Source organism: Streptomyces corchorusii (assembly GCF_001514055.1).
GTDB classification, from domain to species: Bacteria; Actinomycetota; Actinomycetes; order Streptomycetales; family Streptomycetaceae; genus Streptomyces; species Streptomyces olivaceoviridis.
This window is the reverse complement of the sequence record NZ_KQ948355.1, coordinates 322,535-342,970: the sequence shown is the minus strand read 5'-3', so window position 1 is coordinate 342,970 and position 20,436 is coordinate 322,535. Positions and strand designations below refer to the sequence as shown.

The following is a 20,436-nucleotide window of genomic DNA, read 5'->3' as shown; positions in this document are numbered from 1 at the left end:
ATTCCGCGGGCGGGGCATGCGACACGAAAAGGAGCCGACCGTTTCATGACGAGTTTTCCGCGACGGAATCGTTTACACATCCGGGCCCGCGCCTTCCTGGCCGCAGGGGCCGTTCTGCTTCTCACCGGCTGGTCCCTCCCCGACCGGAGCGGGGTCTCGGACATGCCCGCGGACATCCTGGCCAAGAAGATGTCGCAGGCCGTGACCGGTGAGAAGGCCTGGCGTCACCTGGAGGCCATATCCGAGGCCACCGCGGCGAACGGCGGGCACCGGGCCGACGGCTCACCCGGGTACGACGCGTCGACGCAGTACCTGACCCGCACGCTGACCGCCGCCGGCTACAAGGTCAAGCGGCAGGAGTTCTCCTTCCTCGACTACGAGATCTTCTCGGAGAAGGCGTCGGTCACGGCGCCGAATCCCCGGACGCTGACGCCGATCATCGCGCGCTTCTCGATCTCCACACCCGAAGGCGGACTGACGGCCCCCGTCGTGGTCCCGTCGGGCAAGTCCACCGGCTGTACGGCGAACGACTACGCCGGCCAGGACGTCAAGGGCAAGATCGTCCTGGTCGACGTCAACGACTGCTTCATCACCCAGAAGCAGATCACGGCGTCGGAGATGGGCGCGGTGGCCGTGCTCATGAACGTCAACGCCCCGAACCCCCAGCTGAACCTGCGCTACCGGATGGTGCCGCCGGAGGACGCCCGTATCCCGATCGCGACGCTGAACCGGGGCGAGGCCGAGCAGCTGAAATCCGACATCGCGGCGGGGCCCGTCACCGTGAACGTCGATCTGCGGGGCCGGAACAAGATGACCAAGACCTACAACCTGCTGGCCGACACCCCGACGGGCCGTGCGGACAACACCGTGGTCATGGGCGCGCACATCGACAGCGTGGACACCACCCCGGGCATGAACGACAACGCGGCCGCCTCCGCGATGCTGCTGGAGACGGCGGTGCAGATGGCGCCGTACTGGAAGCACGTCAAGAACCGGGTCCGGTTCGCGTGGTGGGCCGCCGAGGAGAAGGGGATCTCCGGATCCCAGTACTACGTCGACCAGTTGAACGAAGCGGACAGGAGCGGGACCGCCCTCTACCTCAACCTGGAGATGATCGGCTCCCCGAACTTCCTGCGGCAGGTCTACAACGGCCAGACCGCGGACGGTCCGGGCCCGGCGGGGTCGGACCGGATCTCCGGGCTCATCGGCGGGTACTTCGCCGACCGGGGTCTGCCGACCGCGGGACTGGTGCTGGACGGCCGGTCCGACCACTCGCCCTTCATCGCCGCCGGCATCCCGGCGGGCGGGGTCAACGCGGGCTCCGACGCGGTGAAGACTCCCGAGCAGGCCAAGGTGTTCGGCGGCACGGTGGGCGAGATGCTCGACCCCTGCTACCACCAGGCGTGCGACACGCTGGCCAACGTCAACAGGACCATCTTCGAGCAGAACGGCCGGGCCATGGCCTGGGCGGTCGGCCGCTTCGCCGTCGACACCTCGGACGTCAACGGCAAGTGAGGACGGGCGCGGCCCGGGGACGGCCACGGCGACCCGGCACGCCCCCAGGTGAATGACCTGACGGTCCGCCCGCGGCTGTACGCGGGCGGACCGTCAGGGTGCGACCACCGGTGCCGTGCCGGGGGCCCCGTCGGGGGCGGTCAGTGGTCGTCCGCCGTCTCCGCGGCGGTCACCGCCTCGGGCACGGTCTCCTCATGGGTGACGAACCCCATCGTGCGCACCTCGCGCAGCGCCAGCAGACCGAGGCTGCCGGCGCCGACCAGGACGGCCGCCACCACCAGGACGGCGGCGTTGCCGGTCGTGGCCGCGACCGGGGCGGCCAGGGCCAGGCCGAGCGGGCGTGCGGCGAAGGAGAGCAGCGCGTCGTAGGAGTCCGCGCGGGCCAGGGTGTGCGGCTCGAACTGCTGCTGCATCACGGTCTGCCACACGGTGTTCAGGATGCCGAGACCGAGCATCGCCACGAAGTACGCCGCCGCGTTCACCGCGGTCGGAGCGGGCACCGCGAACGTGAGCAGCGGCAGGGCGAAGACGGCGCCGCCGAGCGAGGTCGCGACCAGCGGCCGTGGGATGGACAGCCTGGGAGCCAGATAGGCGCCGAGCAGCATGCCGACCATGCCGCACTGGTAGGTGATGACCCAGGAGGTGTCGCCCCCCAGTTCACGGACCGCGATGAGCGGACCGAGCGTCATCAGCACACCCGCGGTCAGGTTGGAGATGCCGTGGCCGACGAGGTTGGTCCAGAACCAGCGGTGCGAACGGACCACCTGCCAGCCCTCGGCCAGGTCCTTGAGGAAGGTGCTGTGGCCGGCCGGGCGCTCGTGCCGGGTCACCTTCAGGCCGCCCAGGGTGGTGGCGGCGACGAGGAACAGCGCCGCGGTCAGTACGAACGACCAGCCCACCCCGATGGTGACGACCATGACTCCGACGATGCCGGGGCCGGCGACCAGCGCGATGCCCCGTGCGGTGCCGAGGTGGCTGTTGGCGCGCAGCCGGGCCTCCGGCGGAACCACGGCGGTCACCAGCGGCGAGACCGTGGGTGTGCCGATGGCGACGGCGGCGCCGGTGATGACGGACAGGACCGAGAGGTGGAGGATGTTCACGGTCCCGGCCAACAGCTCGATACCGATGGCCAGTTGGACCAGGCCGCGCACCAGGTCGGCGGCGAACGCCACCCGCTGGGGCGGCTGCCGGTCGGCCAGGACTCCGCCGATCGGCAGCAGCACCAGCTGCGGGATCAGTTCGCAGGCCAGCACCAGTCCGAGGTCGCCCGCCGAACCGGTCGAGTGGATGACCGCCAGGGTCAATGCGGTGGGAATGAGACAGGTGGCCAGCACGGACAGCGTCCGTCCGGTCAACAGGCGCCGGAATCCCGGGACATGGGTCAACGCGGTCGTAGGGGGAAGGGGCATGTGGTCAGAGTCCGCCGTTCACAGGGTGAGTTGAAGCCGTTGGGAGAGGTGACGTGCTCACCCGAACGGCTCTGCGGAGCACAGGCGCTCCGTCAGTGTGGTGAGGAGTTCGCAGGGAGCGTCGAGGAACGCGTGGTGGCCGCCCTCCAGAGTCGTCTCGGCGTACCGCCCGTCTTCCGCGTACGCGTGCCAGCCGCCCATCTGCTCCGGGCGGATCTCCTTGTCCTCGCTCCATCCGATCACGTGGACGGCGCAGGGCAGAAGTACCGGTTCGGTCAGGTGGTAGCGCTGGTTGGCGGTGATGTCGGCCCGCAGGACACGCAGGCTCATCTGGATCATGTCCGGGCTGGGAGTACCCCCCATGGCCCTCGTCAACTCGGCCAGTTCGACGGCGAGTTCCGAGTTGGTGAGCTGGAGGAACCGCCCGAAGGGGCCGTCGTGCGGAGCGACCTGGGAGGAGATGAACAGCGTGTGCGGGGTGGGCAGCCCGGCGCGCGCCAGGTGCAGTGCGGTGGCGAACCCCGGCAAGGCGCCGCCGCAGTGGCCGAAGAAGGCGAAGGGCCGGTCGAGGTGCGGCAGCAGCGCCTCGGTGACCTGCTCGGCCAGTTCCTCGTAGGTGCCGTAGTGGGGCTCGCGGTAGCGGTTCTCGCGGCCCGGGGGCTGCACGCGGCAGATCTCCACCCCGTCCACCTGGTCGGGCCACTTGTTGTACATCGACGCGCCCAGGCCGGAGTACGGGAAGCAGAAGAGCCTCGCTCTGCTGTCCTGCTTCGGCGGACGCAGGAGCATCTTGTTCGGGCGGCTGCCGGGAGGCATGGACCACATCGCTTTCTCGGAGGTGGGAGGAAGGGCCGCGTGGGCGTCAGGCCGGCACCGGGCCGTCCGCCGCGACGGCTTCGGCCAGGGTCCGCGCGGCGCCCTCGCGCAGGGTCGCGGTGAGCGGCATCCGCTTGATCCCGGCCACGAAGTTGGAGGTGAGGTGCTCGACGGGGCCGGCGGGAGCGAACGCCTCGACGAGGGCGACGATCTCCTCGAACAGCAGCCGCAGCGCGATGCGCGCCAGCGGCGCCCCGATGCAGTAGTGGGGCCCGAATCCGAAGGCCACGTGGCGGTTCGGGGAGCGGGTCACATCGAAGCGGAACGGCTCGGGGAAGACCTCCTCGTCGCGGTTGGCCGAACCCAGCCAGGCCACCACCGCGTCCCCGGCCTTCAACTCCTGGCCGCGCAGGGTGATGTCCTGGGTGACGTAGCGCATGAAGTGGTTCGCCGGCGAGGCCCAGCGCAGCCCTTCCTCGACCGCGCCGGTCGTCAGCGACGGATCGGCCAGCAGCCGCCGGTACTCCTGGGGGTGCTCCATCAGCGCGAGGACGGTGGCGGCGATCGCGTGCGGCGTCGTGACGTTGGCACCCAGCAGCAGGCTGTAGCAGTTGTAGACGATCTCGTCGTGGCGCAGCCTTCTGCCGCCGGCCTCCAGTTCCGTCAGGAAGCCGATCAGGTCGTCCTCGGCGAAACCGTGCCGGACGCGTCGCTTGACCTGGCCGGAGAAGTACGCGAACAGCTCGTGGTGAGCGGCGGTCAGCGTGCTGTCTCCGGCGCTCTCCCGGAAATCGTGGTCCTCCGGGGCGACGGCCATCGTGGTCAGCCGGGTGAGCCGTGGCCAGTCGGCCTCGGGCAGCCCCATCAGCGTGCCGGTGAACGCCATCGGGAAGCCGGCGCCGGCCGCGGCCACGTCCCAGGTGCCCCCGTCCAGCAGCGGGGCGAGCAGCCGGTGCACCACCCGGCGGATCTGCGGCTGGCGGGACTTCAGGGCCCGGTGCGAGAGCACCTTGTTCAGCGGTTCACGCATCGCGGTGTGCACGGGCGGGTCGCTCGCCGCCATCATCTTGCCGCCCGCCGGGTCGGTACCGCCCAGGATGGACAGCAGTGTGCCGCGGTTGGAGGTGAACCGGGTGTGGTCGCGCAGGACGTCGTTGACGTCGTGGTACTTCGTCACCGACCAGAACGACCGGCCGTCGGGGAGGGTCTGGCGGTGCACCGGGGCGCGTTCCCGCATGACCGTCCAGATCGCGTGCGGGTCGCCGACGGCGTACAGCTCGGGGTCGAACAGGTCCACCGTGTCCAGATCGATGCCGGTGCCGGGGCCGCCCGGGTGGGGGGTGCTGATTCTCATCGGTCTCGCTCTCTCCAGGGGGGAAGAGGTCACCCGGCCCGCGTGCCGTCGCTCTCGGGGTCGGTCGTCAGCGTGGTGAGGTAGGCCGCCAGTTCGTCGATCGTCGGGTGCTCGTAGAAGGCCACCGGGGGCACGTTCACGTCGTACTCGGCGCTGATCTCGCCGGTGATGCGCGCCGCCATCAGGGAGTGGCCGCCGAGTTCGAAGAAGTCGTCGTCGACTCCCACCGGGGAGAACCCCATGAAGTCGGCCCACAGTTCGGTGAGCCAGGTCTCCATCTCGGTGGCAGGAGGGCGGTACTCGCTGATCATCTCGGGGCGTTCGGGCCGGGGCATCGCGGCGAGCCGCGCCCGGTCCACCTTGCCGTTGGAGTTCAGCGGGAGCGCGTCGAGCCGGACGAAGAGAGCCGGGATCATGTAGGCGGGCAGGCCGCGCCCGAGGTCACGGCGCAACTCGGCCGTGGTGACGACCTCCTCGCTGACGTAGTACGCCGTCAGCCGGCGTTCCGTGTCCGACGCCGGCTGCGCGACGACCGCGGCGTCGGTGATCTCGGGGTGTGCGCGCAGCGCGGCCTCGATCTCGCCGGGCTCGATGCGGAAGCCCCGGATCTTCACCTGCTGGTCGGCCCGGCCGTGGAATTCGAGCGTGCCGTCGGGCCGGCGGCGGGCCAGGTCGCCCGTGTCGTACATGCGCGCGCCCGGCACGTCGGAGAAGGGGTTCGGCACGAACCGTTCGGCGGTGAGCCCGGGGGCGTTCAGATAGCCGTGGGCCAGGCCGAGTCCGGCCGCGTAGAGCCGGCCCACCTCTCCGTCTGGGACGGGCTCGTAGGCGTCGTCGAGGAGGTGGACGGTGGTGCCGCCGATGGGCCGCCCGATCGGTACGGGGCCGTCCGCCACGGGTCCGGTGAAGGTGTGGCAGGCGGTGAAGGTGGTGTTCTCGGTCGGCCCGTAGCCGTTGGTCAGGGTGGTCTGGGGCAGTTCGCCCAGCGCGCGGTCGACATGCGCGGCGGAGAGCACGTCGCCGCCGGCCACCAGGTGGCGCAGCCCGCGCAGGTTCTGGGTGCCGGACTCGACCATGGCGTGGAACAGCCCCGCGGTCAGCCAGGCCACGGTGATCTGGTTCTTCCGGATGAACGCGGCGAGGTCCGTCGGCGTGATGTCGCCCGGGGGCGCCACCACGAGACGGCAGCCGTTGAGCAACGCGCTCCAGATCTCGAAGGTGGACGCGTCGAAGGCGACGGGCGCGAAGTGGAGGAAGACGTCGTCGGGCCGGACCGCCAGGAATCCGGGGTCCGTCACCAGGCGGAGAATGCCCTGGTGGGGCACGCACACACCCTTGGGTTTTCCCGATGATCCCGAGGTGTACGCGATATAAGCGGTGTTCTGCGCGGATGTCGCGGGATGCGGTGATGTCGCGGGCTGCGCGGGAGTGGGCGCGGAGGCCGCGTCGAGGAGGAGCGTGGTGGCCGAGTGGCCGAGCCGTTCGACGAAGTCGGATGTCGTGATGACGACCTTCGCTCCCGAATCCTCCAGAAGAGCGATGTGGCGTTCCCGGGGCTGTTTGGTGTCCAGCCCGAGATAGTTTCCGCCGGATTTGAGAACGGCGAGCAGGGCCACTATCAACCCCGCTGAGCGTTCCAGACAGATTCCTACGGTGTCTTCCGTGCCGACCCCCGCGGCACGGAGCCGGTCGGCCAGGATGCCGGATCGGGAATCCAGCTCGGCATACGTGAGTTCCTCGTCGTGCGCACTGATCGCCACCGCATCCGGATCGGCGGCGGCTCGCTGCGTGAATAAGCCGTGAACGGATTCCGTGGCCGTAGCACCGGATGATCCTTTGGTTAGGGTTTCCGTCGACATTCTCCGTCCGTTCTGTGAGTTCTTGCGCACCACCGAGTTCTTGCGCACCGCCGCGGAAAAGGAGGGCAGCACGGCGGGACCGGTGCGAGGGCGGGCTGCTGGATTGTCGGGGCGGAGCAGGAACCGGAGCGCCCGTCAGGCGGAGGCGGGCAGCCCTTCGGGCACTGCCACCCAGACCGCCGACGCCCGGCCGGCCTCCCGGCCGGACGCGTCGAAGAGGGCCGTGTCCACGACGGCTGTCCTGCCCTGTCTGCGCCGCAGGACGCCCACCACGACGCAGGGGTCCCCCGGGACCGGCCGACGGCTGATCACCGCGGTCATCCGGTTGAGCACCATGGGCTCGGTCCGCGGGTCGCAGGTCCACCCGCCGGGGCAGTCCAGCACGCTCCAGACCAGCTCGTCGGGTATGCCGCCGTCGGCGGACGCCTGCTCGTCCGTGGGGGTCCACAGACAGGCGACGGTGCCCGGACGCCCCTCCACGGGCCCCGGGGCGAGGGCGAGTCCGTCGCCGGCGGGACGCTCGTGGCCGCATACGAAGCAGGTGGGGAAGGGGTGACCGGTGAAGCCCTGGAAGGCGCGGGAGGCCTGCTCGGCCTCGGCCGGGGAGAGCGGGTCGATCACGGCCGGTTCACCGGCGGCCCCGGCGACGGTGGCGATGAGTTGTCCGTCCCTTTTGATCTGAGATCTGCGGGGGCCCCGATGGAATTCGAGGGGTACGCCGAGAGGTGGGGGAGACAACAGTGTCACGGCCGCCGCGGAGCCCTGGGACGGCGTGACGAGACCGGCGAACAAGCCGCACGCATAACCGCCCTGAGCTGAATTGGGTGGTCCGTTGTGACGGTAATCGATGACCGGGCTGATGTGATCCGACACGTTGAACAGGATCCCCCTCCGTGCATACCGCGACAAGGGCGGAAGGGTCTCTTCCGGCCTTCGTACCGCCGACTCCCTCGACCCGGCCTTACCGGGGAGGAAGAGTTCGGATCTGCAGGCTCACGCTGTCCGTTTCCTTGATCAAACGAGCAGAGCCTAACTCAAGTCCGTACGGCGGGCAACTTATTCAAAGCGTTTCACGTTCCGGGTAAAGTGGGCAAGAAGGGCATTTCCTCTTTTATGGATTGGATGATTGGAAGCAGTTTCATCGGGGAAAGCGAACAGCCAGAAGATGATCAGTGCTGGCGTGATTCGGATGGCCGTGCTTTACTGCCCGATGCGGCGGCATTGGAAGCTGCTGGTCCCGGCTGCGCACGTCCGGGACATCGATGGCTGAAAGTTCTCCATCGAGCTCGCACGCCGTCCTGCGAATTCGGCCGAAGATCTTCTCTCCCCCGGAGGGACCCCGGCTGTCGTCCTCACACCTCCCACCCGGCCACCACGGCCAGCTAAGGAGCGCTCGTGTACGCCGCACCACTGACGCCTCCGTCCGAGTTCTCGTCCGACCACCGATCGGTCGCCGCCCTCTTCCACGAGGTGGCCGAGCGGCACGGGGTGCGCCCGGCCGTACGGCACGGCGACACCGAACTGAGCTACCGGCAACTGGCGTCGGCCGCCGGCGGACTGGCGTCCTGGCTGCGGGAGCAGGGGATCGGACGCGGAGACGTGGTGGCCACCCTGGTGGACCGCTCGGTGTGGTCCGTGGTGTCCATCCTCGGCGCGTGGGCGGCCGGCGCGGTGCACGTGCACCTGGAGCCCACGGACCCCGACACCCGGATCGCGGCACTCCTGAAGGCGACCGGCGCACGGGCCGTACTCGTGGACGAGCGCAACCGGTCGCGTTTACCCCGACGGACCCCCGTGCTGCGGGTGCTGGACGGCTCGCTGCCCACCGCTCCGTACGAGCCGGCCGCCGAGACCCAGCCGCAGGACCTCGCGTATCTCGTGTTCACCTCCGGATCGACGGGCGTGCCCAAGGCGGTCGAGGTTCCGCACGGGGCCGTGCTCAACCACCACGTGGCCTTCTGGCGCTACCTCTCGCCGATCACGACCCCGCAGAGCTTCGCCATCGCCACGACCTTCGCCGCCGACCTCGGGCTCATCTCCGCCTTCGGCGCCGTCCTCAGCGGTGCCCGTCTGGACATCTACGACCGCCACACCACGCTGGACGCCGACGCCCTGGCCGCCGAACTCGACAAGCACCCTGTGGACGCCGTCACCTACACCCCCTCCCTGCTGGAGGCGCTGGCCGCGGAGCGGGACATCGCGTCGCTGCTGCCCCGCCGCATGGCCGTCGTCGCGGGCGAGGCGTTCCCCCCGCGGCTGGCCGCCGCGATGCTCAAGGCCCGGCCGGACCTGCACGTCTTCAACGCCTACGGTCCTTCCGAGGCGACCATCGAGATGATGCTGCACCACGTGCGGGAGGCGGACACCCGGCGAGCCCGCATCCCCGTGGGCAAGGCCATCGACGGTGTCACGCTGCGCCTGCTCGGTGACGACGGCGAGCCCGTGCCCGACGGCGCCCCGGGCATCCTCTACGTCGGAGGCCGCTGCCTCGCCCACGGCTACCGCGGCGATGCGGAGCTGACCGAGCGGAAGTTCGTCCGTGACGCCGACGGCGAACGCTTCTACCGCACCGACGACCTGATGGTCCGCGACAGCGAGGGTGTCTACGAGTACCTGGGGCGGGCCGACCGCCAGTTGAAGGTCCGCGGCAACCGCGTCGAGCCCGGCGAGATCGAATCGGCGCTGCTCGCCGTGGCCGGCGTCCAGCAGGCCCTGGTCGTCGGTGAGGAACCCGCCCCCGACGCGCCCACCGAACTCGTCGCCTACGTCGTGACGGCCTCCGCGATCACACCGGAGGAGATATCCCGCCACCTGCGCGAGCGCCTGAGGCAAGCGCTCGTCCCGAGCCGCATCAGCATCGTCCCCGCCATCCCCGTCACCGTGAACGGCAAGGCCGACCTCGCCGCCCTGCGCGCCACGGCCGCGCACTCCGCCACCCCCGACCGGCCCGCCGGCGACCTTCCGCGCACCGACACCGAGCGGTTCGTGGCCGCGCTGTGGAGTTCCGTGCTGGGACGGCCCCAAGTCGGCCGGGACGAGCGGTTCATGGAGATCGGCGGAGACTCCTTCAAGGCGCTGCGGGTCTTCGCGGGCCTGCGCCGCACCTACCCCGCCATGACCATCGACCAGCTCTTCCAGCATCCGACCGTCGCCGCGCTGGCCGCCGCCCTGGACGGCGGGGACGCCCGCGGAACCGAGCCGTCCGCCCAGACCGTCGAGCTGTGAAGGGCCCCATGGACACCGAAGACGACACCACCGCGGTGGCCGTGGTCGGCCTGGCCTTCGAGTTCCCCCAGTGCGACGACTGGGACACGCTCACCGGGATCCTGCGCGCGGGACGCGACTGCCTGGGACCGATGCCCGCCGCCCGTGCCCGGGCCACGGGGGTCACGCGCTCCGACAGCGACCAGGAAGGCGGCTGGATCGACGACATCACCGGCTTCGACCACCGTGCCTTCGGCCTGTCCCGCGCCGAGGCCGAGCTGATCGACCCCCGGCAGCGCAAGATGCTCCAGCTCGCCGTGCGCGCGATCGGCCACGCCGGTTACGCCCCCGCGGAGCTGCGCGGCCACGACGTCTGCGTCTACACCGCCGGGTACGGCGGACCGGAACCGACCCTGTACGAGCTGCTGGACGAGACCGGCCGCCGCCATGGCGCCGCCCTCACCGGCAGCATCCGGGCCTTCGCCGCCGGCCGCATCGCCTACCACCTCGATCTGCGCGGAAGCGCGATGGTCGTGGACACCGCCTGTTCCTCCTTCCTGGTCGCGCTGCACGAGGCGCGCCGGAAACTGGCGTACGGCGAGTGCGCGTCGGCCCTGGTCGGCGGCTACGAACTCGTCCTGGGCCGGCCCCCGTCCCGGCCGGAGGGCGCGGACGGCCTCGGGGTGCTCTCCGCCACCGGCCGCTGCCGCCCGTTCGACGAGAAGTCGGACGGCACGACCTTCGGCGAGGGCGGCGGCTTCGTCCTGCTCAAGCGGCTCGCGGACGCGTTGCGCGACGGTGACACCGTGCACGCGGTGATCCGTGGCAGTGCCGTCAACCAGGACGCCGGGCGCAGCAACGGCCTGACGGCACCCAGCCCGGCGGGCCAGTCCCAGGTGATCGCCGCGGCGCTGAGGGACGCCGCCGTGGACCCGGCGACCATCGGCTACGTCGAGGCCCACGGCACCGGCACCCGGATCGGCGACCCCATCGAGATCCAGGGGCTGGCCGCCGCGCTGTCCGAGGTGGCGGCGGACTTCCCGGCCACCGCCCGGGCCACCGCGCTCCCGGTGTCCTCGGCCAAGGGCAACTTCGGCCATCTGGACTGCATGGCGGGCTTCGCGGGCCTGGTGCGCGTCATCGCGCAGTTCCGTGCCGGAGAGATCTTCCCCACGGCGCACTTCACCGCCCCGAACCCGCTGCTCGGCCTGGACGGCACCGCGCTGCGCGTCGCCGACCGCTGCGAACCGTGGCCGACGGGCGCCCTCCCACGGCGCGGCGGCCTGAGCAGCTTCGGCCTCAGCAGCACCAACGCGCACGTCATCGTCGAGGAGGGCACCGCCGCCCGGCAGGCGGTGCGGCCCGCGGCCCCGGCCCGCACCGACCACGTCGTCGTACTGTCCGCACGCGACGCGTCCGGACTGCGGCGCTACGCCGCGCAGCTCCGGCAGGCCGTCGCAGCCGACCCGCGGCGCTTTCCCCTCGCGGACGCGGCCGACGTCCTGGCGCTCGGGCGCGACCACGGGGAGCGCTTCGCCCACCGCCGGGCCTGGGCCGTGACCGACGCCGCCCACCTGCTGAGCGAGCTGGACGGCTTCCTGGCCGCCACGGACCCCGCGGTCACCGACGCGGCCGGCACCGGAACGACGGTCCGCGCCCCTCTCGTCCTGGCCCTCGGCTCCCCGCGGGACACGGCAGCGGACCTCGACGCGGCCCACCTGTCGGACCTGGCGGAGGCGTTCCCCGGCTTCGCCCGTGTACTGGACGAGGCACGGCGCCACGTGCCGGCCCAGCGCTGGACCGCGGGGCAGCGGCACCTGCTCCGCCTCGCGGGAGTGCGGGCGCTCCTCGCCGATCTCGCGGTCACCCCCGAGCTCGTACTGGCCCACGGCATAGGTGCGTTGGCGGACCGGTACGCACGCGGCACGGTGGACCTGCCCACCGCCCTGGCCCAGGCGGACCAGGAAGCGCACACCGCGGCACCCGACGCGGGCCGGCTCAGGGCGGCGCTCGCCGGATTCGCCGGCACCGCGGTCGTCGTCGACCTGGCACCGGACAGCGCCCTCTCGCTCCTGCTGCGCGAAGAGGCCGGCTCCCGGTTCGAGACCGTGACCCCGCGCTCTCCCGCCGAACTGCTCGCCGCCTGCCACCGCCGGGGGTTCCCCCTGGACTGGCACACCGGCCTGGGGCGGAGGCCGCGGCGCCGGATCGAGCTGCCCACCGCCCCGTTCGCCGAGGAGCACTGCTGGCCGGACACCGCGCTCGCCACCCCCGTGGCAGAGGGCCCGTCGGACGCCCCGGCCGGTGCCGGACCGGAGCGGACCGGCACCGGCACGACACCCGCCGCCTTGGTGCTCGAACTGGCCAGGGACGTTCTCAAGGAACCCGGACTGGGCCTGGAGGACGACTTCTTCGAGGCGGGCGGCAACTCCCTCAACGGCGTCCAGCTGATCACCAGGCTGAACGACCGGCTCGGCACCGACCTCGACGTCATGGACCTCTTCGACTTCGCCTCCCTGGGCGAACTGGCGGCCTCGCTCGGCACGGAACCCCCGGTCGGAGCGGCGGCCCCGGCCGAGACCGGCGCGAGCGCCGTCACCGCGAGCGGCGGAACGGCCGTGACCGCGCGTGGTGGAAGCGCCGTCACCGCGAGTGGTGGAAGCGCCGTCACCGCGAGTGGCGGCAGCGTCGTGACCGCGAGTGGCGGCAGCGTCGAAGCCGCCGTCCCCGCCGCGGTCGAAGGCCCGCTCTCCGGGCAGCAGGCCGCGATCTGGGCAGCCGTCCAACTCGCCCCCGGATCGGCCGCGTACAACGTGGCGAGCGCCTTCCTCCTCGACGGTCCGGTGGATCCGCGGCGGCTGACCCGGCGGCTGGAAGCACTGGTACGCCGCCACCCCATGCTCCGCGTCACCCTGCACGACGGCGCGGACGGACCCGTGCAGGTGATCAGCCCGCCCGAGGAGGCCCGGCTCACCCTGGAGCGCCTCACCCTGGAGTTCCCCGGGACCACGGCCGCCGACGGCCGCGACCGGCTGCTGGCCCGGCTGAAGGACCTGGTGGCCGAGCCGCTCGACCTCTACGGCGGCACACCGGCCCGCTACCAGCTCGTCCAGGCCCGGTTCGGCGACCGGGACCAGCACGTCCTCGTGCTCACCTTCCACCACCTGTTCTTCGACGGCTGGTCGTGGCGGATCCTGATGGACGACCTGAGCAGCGACACCGACCGGCCCGCGCCCGCCCGCACCTATCTCGACTACGTCCGGGAGCAGCGGGAGCTGCTGGACGGCGAACGCGGCCGGCAGCTGGTCGAGTTCTGGAGGAAACGGCTCGCCGGAGTGCCCGCCGTGACACTGCCGGCCGACGTCGCGGACGCCGATCCCTCCCGGCTCCCGGAACGGGGTGCCGATCTGCCGTTCCCTATCGAGCCCGAACTCGCCGCCCGGCTGCGCGCCCTCGCCCGTGAGGCGCGGGGCACGCTCAACATGGTGCTGCTCGCCGGATGGATGGCGCTGCTCTGGAAGATCGGCGGCAGCCGCGACGTGTCCGTCGCGAGTGCGGTCACGGGCCGGGTGTCCGGCCACGACGACGTGATCGGCTGCTACGCCAACACCGTCGTGGTCCGGGCCGCCCTGGTCCCCGAGGAGCCGTTCTCCGCCTTGCTGGCGGCCGTCCGTGACGCCCAGCTGTCCGCGCTGTCGCACGGGGACCTGCCCGCCGACCGGATCGTACGGATCGCCCGGCCGCATTCGGCGGAACCCGCCGCGACCACCAACTTCAGCTTCCACAACGCGGTCGAGCCCCTGCGCGGCCTCGGCCCCGACGGCCCCGCCGTGGAACTGCTCGACGTCGACCCCGCGGCGCCCACGTTCCCGCTCAGCGTGTCGGTCATGGAGTACGGGGACGCCCTCTGGGCCGGCCTGAAGTACGCCACGGACCTGTTCCGGCCGGAGACGGTCGCCGCCTGGCTCGACGAGTACCGCACGCTGCTGCGCAACCTGGCCGAGCGGGGCCCCGGCGCCACCCTGTTCGACCTGTTCGACGCGCCGTCCCGGACAGGCGGAACGCCGGACGTGCCGGACTTCACGTTCTGAGGCCGAAGGTCTGCCAAGAGGAGAACCCCCACGTGAACACCACCACCGACTCCGCCGGCCTCGCCTCCCGCGAGTTCTGGCTGCGCCACCGGGACGACCTGCGCGCGGGCTCCCTCGCCACGGCGCAGGCCCTGGGCGGCGGTTCGCACGAGACCCCGCCCGGCGCACCGACCACCGCGCGCGCTCCTCTGACCCCCGCCACGCGTGCGCACCTCGACCGCGTCACCGGCGGTGAGCCTCTGCTGCGCTGGACCGCCGTCGCCGCCGCCACGGGCCTCGTGCTGCGCCGCTTCGGTGCGGAAGGCCCCGTCACCCTGCTGGCCGGTGCCCCGCTTGAGCACGGGCTGCCCGCACTGCTGCGCCCCGACCCCGCGGCGACCTTCCGGCAGTGGCTGGGCAGCGTACGGTCCGTGGCCGCGCGGATCCTCGAACACAGCGACGTCGACGCGGGCACGCGGCGCAGCCTCCTGGAGGAGGACATCGTGTTCACGGTCGGCGTCGACGGACCGGACACCGACGGGACCACCGCCGAGGCCGCCGCGTCCCTGCGCCTGGGCACCGCGGAGGTCACCGTGACCTCGCGGCTGCTGCCCGCCGCACGGCTGAGCGCGCTGGCGACGGGCGTGGCCACCGTGCTGGAGCAGGGTCTGGCCGACCCCGGCCGGCGCCTCGCGGACCTCGGTGTCCTCGACGAGCCCACCCGCCACCAAGTGCTCACCGCCTTCAACGAAACCGCCCGCCTGGACAACAGCCGGCCCTACCGGGAACTCCTGCTGGCCCAGGCCGCACAGCGCCCCGACGCCGTCGCGATCCACGACGGGACGGATACCTTCACCTATCGGCAACTGTGCTCCCACGCCACCGCCGTCGCACGCAGCCTGCGCGCGGCGGGCGTCGGCAGGGAGAGCCAGGTCGCCCTCGTCGCCCAGCGCAGCGCGTGGTTCCTCGTCATGGCCGTCGGTGTCCTCTTCGCGGGCGGCGTGTACGTCCCCCTGGACCCGGCGATGCCCGCCGGGCGCCGGGACCGGCTGACGCGCGGCGCCCAAGTCGTCGTCGCGGGCCCGGAGGTGGAACTCCCGCAGGACCTCGACGCGCCCAGGCTGCTCCCGGACCACCTGCGCAAGGAGGCCGAGTCCACCCCGGGGCCGTACGACCCCGAGACGGTGGCGGAGCTCCTCGGCCCCCCGGCGGCGCCCGACGACCTCGCCTACATCATCTTCACCTCCGGTTCCACGGGCACCCCGAAGGGAGCCGGCGTCGAACACCACTCGTTCCTCAACCTCCTCGCGACCCGGGTGCCGGACTACGGCCTGCGCCCCGGTGTGGAGGTGCCGCAGACCGCGCCGCTCACCTTCGACCTGTCCATCTGGCAGATGTTCGCGGGCCTGACGGCCGGCTCCACGGTCTGTGTCGTCCCCGACGACGTGGTGCGCGATCCCGCGGCACTCGCCGCCATGGCGGTGGAGCACCGGTTCGGCTGCCTCGCACTGGTACCGACCTTCGTCGCCGTGCTCCTGGAGCACTTCGAGGCCGCACCCGAATCGGCCGCGGCCGTCCGCTCGACCCTGGGCCGTCTGATCGCCACAGGGGAGCCGCTCAGCGGCGAACTGGCCCGCCGGTGGCACACCGTCATGCCCGGCGTGGAACTGCTCAACGCCTACGGACCCGCCGAGGTCGCCGACGACAGCACGGGCGGGCCCGTCACCGCAGACGAGGGCATGTACACCTCCGTCGGCAAGGTGCTGCCCAACGTCCGCGTCCATGTGCTCGACGCGGATCTGCAACCCGTGCCCCCGGGCGTCACCGGCCAGGTGTACATCGGCGGCGAGAGCGTGGGCCGCGGCTATGTGGGTCAGCCCGCGATGACGGCGGGCGCGTTCCTGCCGGACCCGTTCGCCGCCGAACCCGGACGGCGCATGTACCGCACCGGAGACCTCGGCCGGTGGCGTACCGACGGATCCGTCGAACTGCTCGGCCGGGCCGACAACCAGGTCAAGCTGCGCGGACGCCGCGTGGAGCTCGGCGAGATCGAGCATGCCGTGGAGAGCCATCCGCAGGTGGCCCGGGCCATTGTCGAACTCCTCAAGGACGACGGCCTGGAACGGCTCGTCGCCTTCGTCACGCTCACGCCCGGCAACGCCCCGACCGACCGGCAGATCCAGGAGTTCGTCGCCGGCCGGCTGCCCGCGTACATGGTGCCGAACGAGGTGCTGACCCTCGACGAGCTGCCCCGCAACCGCAACGGCAAGGTGGACCGCACGGCGCTGCGCGCCCGCGCCGCCGAGCGGACCGTACCGACCACCGCGTACACGGCGCCGCGCACGTCCCTCGAAGCCGACCTGTGCGAGCTGTGGGCCACCGTCCTCAAACTCGAACGCGTCGGCGTCACCGACGACTTCTTCGCGCTGGGCGGCGACTCCATCACCGGCATCCGCATCGTCCAGGCGGCCGGGCGCCGTGGCATCGAACTGCGCCCCCGGCACCTGCTGGAGCACCGCACCGTCCAGGAACTGGCCGCGGTCGCGCGACGACGGCCCGCCGGCACCACCGGCCCCCGAACCGCCCCACGCCCCGGAACCGGCACGGACTCCTCGCCCGCCCCGCTCACCCCCGCCCAGCTGAACTTCTTCGCCCGTCGCGTGCCCCGCCCGGACTACTGGAACCACGGCGTCCTCTACGCCGTACGGCGCCCCGTCACCACCGACGAGGCCGAACGCGCCGTTCACCTGCTGGCCGGACGCCACCCGATGCTGCGCGCCCGCATCGACTCCGTGGACGGCGCACTGGCGCAGACCGTCTCCGACGTACCGCCGCCCCTCACGGAGTTCGACCTGAGGGACGTGGCGGCGGACGAGCTGGAATCCCGGATGCACGCCTCGGCGACCCGACTGCACGCGGCCCTCGACCTGCGTGCGGGCCCGGTGTGCCGGGCCGGGCTGTTCCGGCTCCCCGAAGGCCTGCACGACCGGCTGGTCATGGTCGTCCACCACGCGGTCGTGGACCTCTACTCCTGGAACGTGATCACCGAGGACCTCTCCACGATCCTGCGGGACGGCGGCACCGAGGCCCTGGACCCCGTCGGCACTCCCTACACCGAATGGGCCCGGCGCCTGGTGGAGTTCGTACGCGACGAACCGGAGCGCCTGAACACCGAATACTGGCTGACCCGCGACTGGAGCCGCTGCGTCCCGGTCACGGACGCCCGCTCCCCGGGGACCGAGGGCAACACACGGGAACACACCTCCGCCTTCGACGAGGACTTCACCCGCCGGTTCGTCGAGGGAACGGCACGCCGCGGACTGACCGTGTACGAGGGCCTGCTGGCCGCGGTCGGCGCGGGCTTCCGGGAATGGCTGGGCGTCCCCGCCGGCGACCTCCTGGTCCAGCTCGGCGGCCACGGCCGGGAAGACCTGTTCGACGACGTCGACCTGAGCCGCACGGTCGGCTTCTTCAACACCGCCTACCCCTTCGCCCTGCCCATGCCCACCGACCCCGCCGACGTGCGACAGGCCCGCGCCGTGGCCGAGCTCGTCAGGAACATCCCGGGCCGGGGCATCGACCACGACCTGCTGCGCCACCTCCACCCCGATCCGGCGCTGCGCGACCGGATCGCCGCCTTCCCCGCGCCCGACGTGCTCTTCAACTACTGGGGAGAACCGGGCTATCTGCACGCGGGCGGCGACGACGGAGACGGCGACGGCGACGGCCGTACGCCGGGACCGCTCGGGGACGTACGCATCGACATCTCCGGGGACGACCGGCCGGCGGACATGCCCCGCTCCCACCCCATCGAGATCTACCCCAGCATCGTCGACGGCCGTCTGCGCATCCTGTGGCGCTTCAGCCGCGAGGTCTGTGCGGCACCCCGCAGGAGCGCGCTCGTCGCCTCCTGCGCCGAAGCCCTGCGCGCCGCCGTCGCCGACGCATCCCCTCGTCCGACCAGTGAGGAGACCACCCGATGACCTACACCGTTGTGGTGAACGACGAAGAGCAGTACTCCCTGTGGCCCGAGGCCAAGACCCTGCCGGCCGGCTGGCGGACGACCGGCTTCAGCGGCAGCCGGGAGGAGTGCCTGGACCACGTCGCGACGGTGTGGACCGACATCCGCCCCAAGTCCGTGGCGCCCGCCGCATCGTGAAACGCACCGAACCCACCCCGCTGCTGTGGCACTACGGCGCGGCAGCGGGCACCCGCACCTACGTCCTGGCCCCGTTCGCCGGAGGCAGCGCCTACTCCATGGGCGACTGGCCCGCACACCTCCTGCGCGCCGGCGAGAGCGCCCTTGTCCTCCAATATCCCGGCCGGGGCCCCCGTGCCGCCGAAGGGCTGCCGACGAGCCTCGGCGAGCTGGCCGCCGAGGCCGGCCGGGCGGTCCAGCGGCATTCCACGGGGCCGGTGGTCATCGTCGGCCACAGCCTCGGCGGTGTGCTCGGCCACGCGCTGGCCGTACACCTGGAGGACGCGGGCCGCGAGGTGGAACTGCTCGTCGCCTCAGCGGCCCGCACCCCGTCCTCGCCCCGCCTGGACGCCGGACAGGTCCTCGCCATGACCGACGCCCAGTGGATCCAGGAGATCACCCGCTACAGCACGTTCGATCCCGAGCTGCTCGACGACTCCGCCGTCCTGGACCTGATCGTGCCCGTCCTGCGCGCCGACTACCTGATGCTGGCCCGTCACGCCCCCGAACCCCGCGCCGTCTCCTGCCCGTTGCTCGCGATCGGCGGCGCGGACGACGCCTGGGTGCGTGCCGAGCACCTGGAGTCCTGGGCCGCGTACACGGCCGCGGACCTGACCACCCGCACACTGCCCGGCGGCCACTTCTACTTCCGGGACGACCTGACCCGCGTGATCGAGCTGATCCACACCGTCCTGGACGGCGACCGGGCACGAAAGGAGCATCGGTGAAACCACTGATCGTGGTGTACGACTTCGGTGCGGCGCAACCGGGCGACATCGCCGTGGGGCTGGGCGACTGGGCCACATGGGTCTTCGCCGCGGAACGCAACGAGCACACCCTGGGGATGGAGCCGCTGCTCGCCCAGTTCGCGCCCATCGTGTGGATCGACGACCTCGACCAGGCAGTGGCCCAGCTCGGCGCGCACAGCCCCGGCGGCATCGTCACGTTCAGCGAGAAGGCGCTGCGCCTCACCGGCGAACTGGCCCACCGGCTGGGGCTGCCGCAGCACTCACCGGCCACCACCGCGCTGCTGACCGACAAGTGGAACCAGCGGAGCGCTCTGCGCGCGGCGGGCGTCGACTCGGTCCGCTTCCACCGGATCGACACCGTCGGGCAGTGGGCGGACGCGGTCGCGCACGTCGGTCTTCCCGCGGTCCTCAAGCCCGCCTTCGGCGGTGCCAGCCGCAACACCTTCCTCATCGAGGACGAGGCCGACGGCCGCCGCACCGTCGAACGGCTCCTGGCCGCGGGGACCCCCGGGTACGACCCCGAGGGCGCCCTGGTACTGGAGGAGTACCTGGTGGGGCGGGACTGCGCGCCCTTCGGCGACTACGTCTCGATCGAGCAGCTCGTGCAGCGCGGCGAGGTCACCGACATCGCCGTGACCGGCAAGTTCCCCATGGTGCCCCCCTTCCGGGAGACCGGCAGGTTCTGGCCCTCGCCCTTGGACCCCGAAGAGACGGAGCAGGTCTTCGACCTGGCCCGGAGGGCCGTCAAGGCACTGGGCATCACCACGGGCCTGACCCACACCGAGGCCAAACTCACCCCCCAGGGACCCCGGTTCATCGAGGTCAACGGGCGGCTCGGCGGCGGCATCAACGAACTCTCCCGACGGGCCATCGGCACGGACCTGATCGAGCTGGCCGGCCGGATCGCCCTCGGCGAGCGCGTCGACGTCCCTCCGCTTCCCCCCGGCCGGACGGTCTACCAGATCATCCACCCCGCTCCCCGCGACCCCTGCGAACTGGTCGCGGTGGAAGGCACCGACGAGATCCGGGCCCTGCCCGAAGTGACCCTCTACCGTCCCTACGCCCGGCCGGGCACCCGGCTGGAAGGCGGCGTGCACACGAGGGAACTCGACGTCGTCATCGGCGAGACGACCGGACTGGACGACCTCGCCACGGTCTTCAAGGACGTGGAGTCCAGGCTCCGCTTCACCTTCGCCTTCCCCGGGGAGCCCGGTGTCCGGACGGTCACCGGAGCCGAACTCGGCCGGCTGTGACACCGATCC

The 20,436-nt window shown here is 71.8% G+C and carries 12 protein-coding genes; 7 read left to right on the top strand and 5 right to left on the bottom strand.

What is annotated here, in order from left to right; translation table 11 throughout:
• Positions 1-45: 45 nt before the first annotated feature.
• Positions 46-1,515 (top strand): M28 family peptidase, encoded by a 1,470-nt coding sequence (locus tag AQJ11_RS14370; protein WP_244218234.1) that lies wholly within the window; start codon positions 46-48, stop codon positions 1,513-1,515.
• A gap of 140 nt (positions 1,516-1,655) precedes the next feature.
• Here AQJ11_RS14370 and AQJ11_RS14365 read toward each other — a convergent pair whose 3' ends face one another.
• From AQJ11_RS14365 to AQJ11_RS14345, 5 genes are all read right to left on the bottom strand, one after another.
• Positions 1,656-2,924, bottom strand: a complete 1,269-nt coding sequence (locus AQJ11_RS14365) for an MFS transporter (protein ID WP_237280738.1) — start codon at positions 2,922-2,924, stop codon at positions 1,656-1,658.
• A gap of 57 nt (positions 2,925-2,981) precedes the next feature.
• Positions 2,982-3,740, bottom strand: a complete 759-nt coding sequence (locus AQJ11_RS14360; protein ID WP_237280737.1) for a thioesterase II family protein — start codon at positions 3,738-3,740, stop codon at positions 2,982-2,984.
• 46 nt (positions 3,741-3,786) lie between these two features.
• On the bottom strand, positions 3,787-5,094 hold the full coding sequence (locus AQJ11_RS14355) for a cytochrome P450 (protein WP_059263303.1): 1,308 nt from the start codon (positions 5,092-5,094) through the stop codon (positions 3,787-3,789).
• Between the two features lie 29 nt (positions 5,095-5,123).
• On the bottom strand, positions 5,124-6,953 hold the full coding sequence (locus AQJ11_RS14350; RefSeq protein ID WP_079082310.1) for an amino acid adenylation domain-containing protein: 1,830 nt from the start codon (positions 6,951-6,953) through the stop codon (positions 5,124-5,126).
• A gap of 135 nt (positions 6,954-7,088) precedes the next feature.
• The gene (locus tag AQJ11_RS14345; protein ID WP_058079103.1) at positions 7,089-7,574 is read right to left on the bottom strand and encodes a hotdog family protein; all 486 of its coding nucleotides are present in this window, start codon (positions 7,572-7,574) and stop codon (positions 7,089-7,091) included.
• A 774-nt stretch (positions 7,575-8,348) separates the two neighbouring features.
• Here AQJ11_RS14345 and AQJ11_RS14340 point away from each other — a divergent pair.
• Genes AQJ11_RS14340 through AQJ11_RS14315 form a run of 6 tightly spaced genes read left to right on the top strand, consistent with a single transcriptional unit; the run spans position 8,349 to position 20,427 of the window.
• Positions 8,349-10,178 (top strand): non-ribosomal peptide synthetase, encoded by a 1,830-nt coding sequence (locus tag AQJ11_RS14340; protein ID WP_059263302.1) that lies wholly within the window; start codon positions 8,349-8,351, stop codon positions 10,176-10,178.
• 8 nt (positions 10,179-10,186) lie between these two features.
• Positions 10,187-14,248: a condensation domain-containing protein gene (locus tag AQJ11_RS14335; RefSeq protein ID WP_059263469.1), complete on the top strand. Its 4,062-nt coding sequence runs from the start codon at positions 10,187-10,189 to the stop codon at positions 14,246-14,248.
• 32 nt (positions 14,249-14,280) lie between these two features.
• A complete protein-coding gene (locus AQJ11_RS14330; RefSeq protein ID WP_059263301.1) occupies positions 14,281-18,210 on the top strand; it encodes a non-ribosomal peptide synthetase in 3,930 nt (1,309 codons plus the stop codon).
• Positions 18,207-18,386, top strand: coding sequence for an MbtH family protein (locus tag AQJ11_RS14325; protein ID WP_014670462.1), 180 nt, complete (start codon positions 18,207-18,209; stop codon positions 18,384-18,386). Before AQJ11_RS14330 ends, AQJ11_RS14325 begins: the two co-directional genes overlap by 4 nt.
• The gene (locus AQJ11_RS14320; RefSeq protein ID WP_059263300.1) at positions 18,383-19,153 is read left to right on the top strand and encodes a thioesterase II family protein; all 771 of its coding nucleotides are present in this window, start codon (positions 18,383-18,385) and stop codon (positions 19,151-19,153) included. The genes AQJ11_RS14325 and AQJ11_RS14320 overlap by 4 nt, the downstream gene beginning before the upstream one ends.
• Positions 19,150-20,427 carry an ATP-grasp domain-containing protein gene (locus tag AQJ11_RS14315; protein ID WP_059263299.1) on the top strand — a complete coding sequence of 426 codons (1,278 nt, stop codon included), beginning with the start codon at positions 19,150-19,152 and terminating at the stop codon, positions 20,425-20,427. Before AQJ11_RS14320 ends, AQJ11_RS14315 begins: the two co-directional genes overlap by 4 nt.
• Positions 20,428-20,436 lie beyond the last annotated feature (9 nt).

Coding starts and splice junctions, on each gene's coding strand:
- AQJ11_RS14335 (WP_059263469.1), top strand. CDS start 10,187: ATGGACACCGAAGACGACACCACCGCGGTGGCCGTGGTCGGCCTGGCC.
- AQJ11_RS14355 (WP_059263303.1), bottom strand. CDS start 5,094: ATGAGAATCAGCACCCCCCACCCGGGCGGCCCCGGCACCGGCATCGAT.
- AQJ11_RS14370 (WP_244218234.1), top strand. CDS start 46: ATGACGAGTTTTCCGCGACGGAATCGTTTACACATCCGGGCCCGCGCC.
- AQJ11_RS14325 (WP_014670462.1), top strand. CDS start 18,207: ATGACCTACACCGTTGTGGTGAACGACGAAGAGCAGTACTCCCTGTGG.
- AQJ11_RS14365 (WP_237280738.1), bottom strand. CDS start 2,924: ATGCCCCTTCCCCCTACGACCGCGTTGACCCATGTCCCGGGATTCCGG.
- AQJ11_RS14360 (WP_237280737.1), bottom strand. CDS start 3,740: ATGCCTCCCGGCAGCCGCCCGAACAAGATGCTCCTGCGTCCGCCGAAG.
- AQJ11_RS14350 (WP_079082310.1), bottom strand. CDS start 6,953: ATGTCGACGGAAACCCTAACCAAAGGATCATCCGGTGCTACGGCCACG.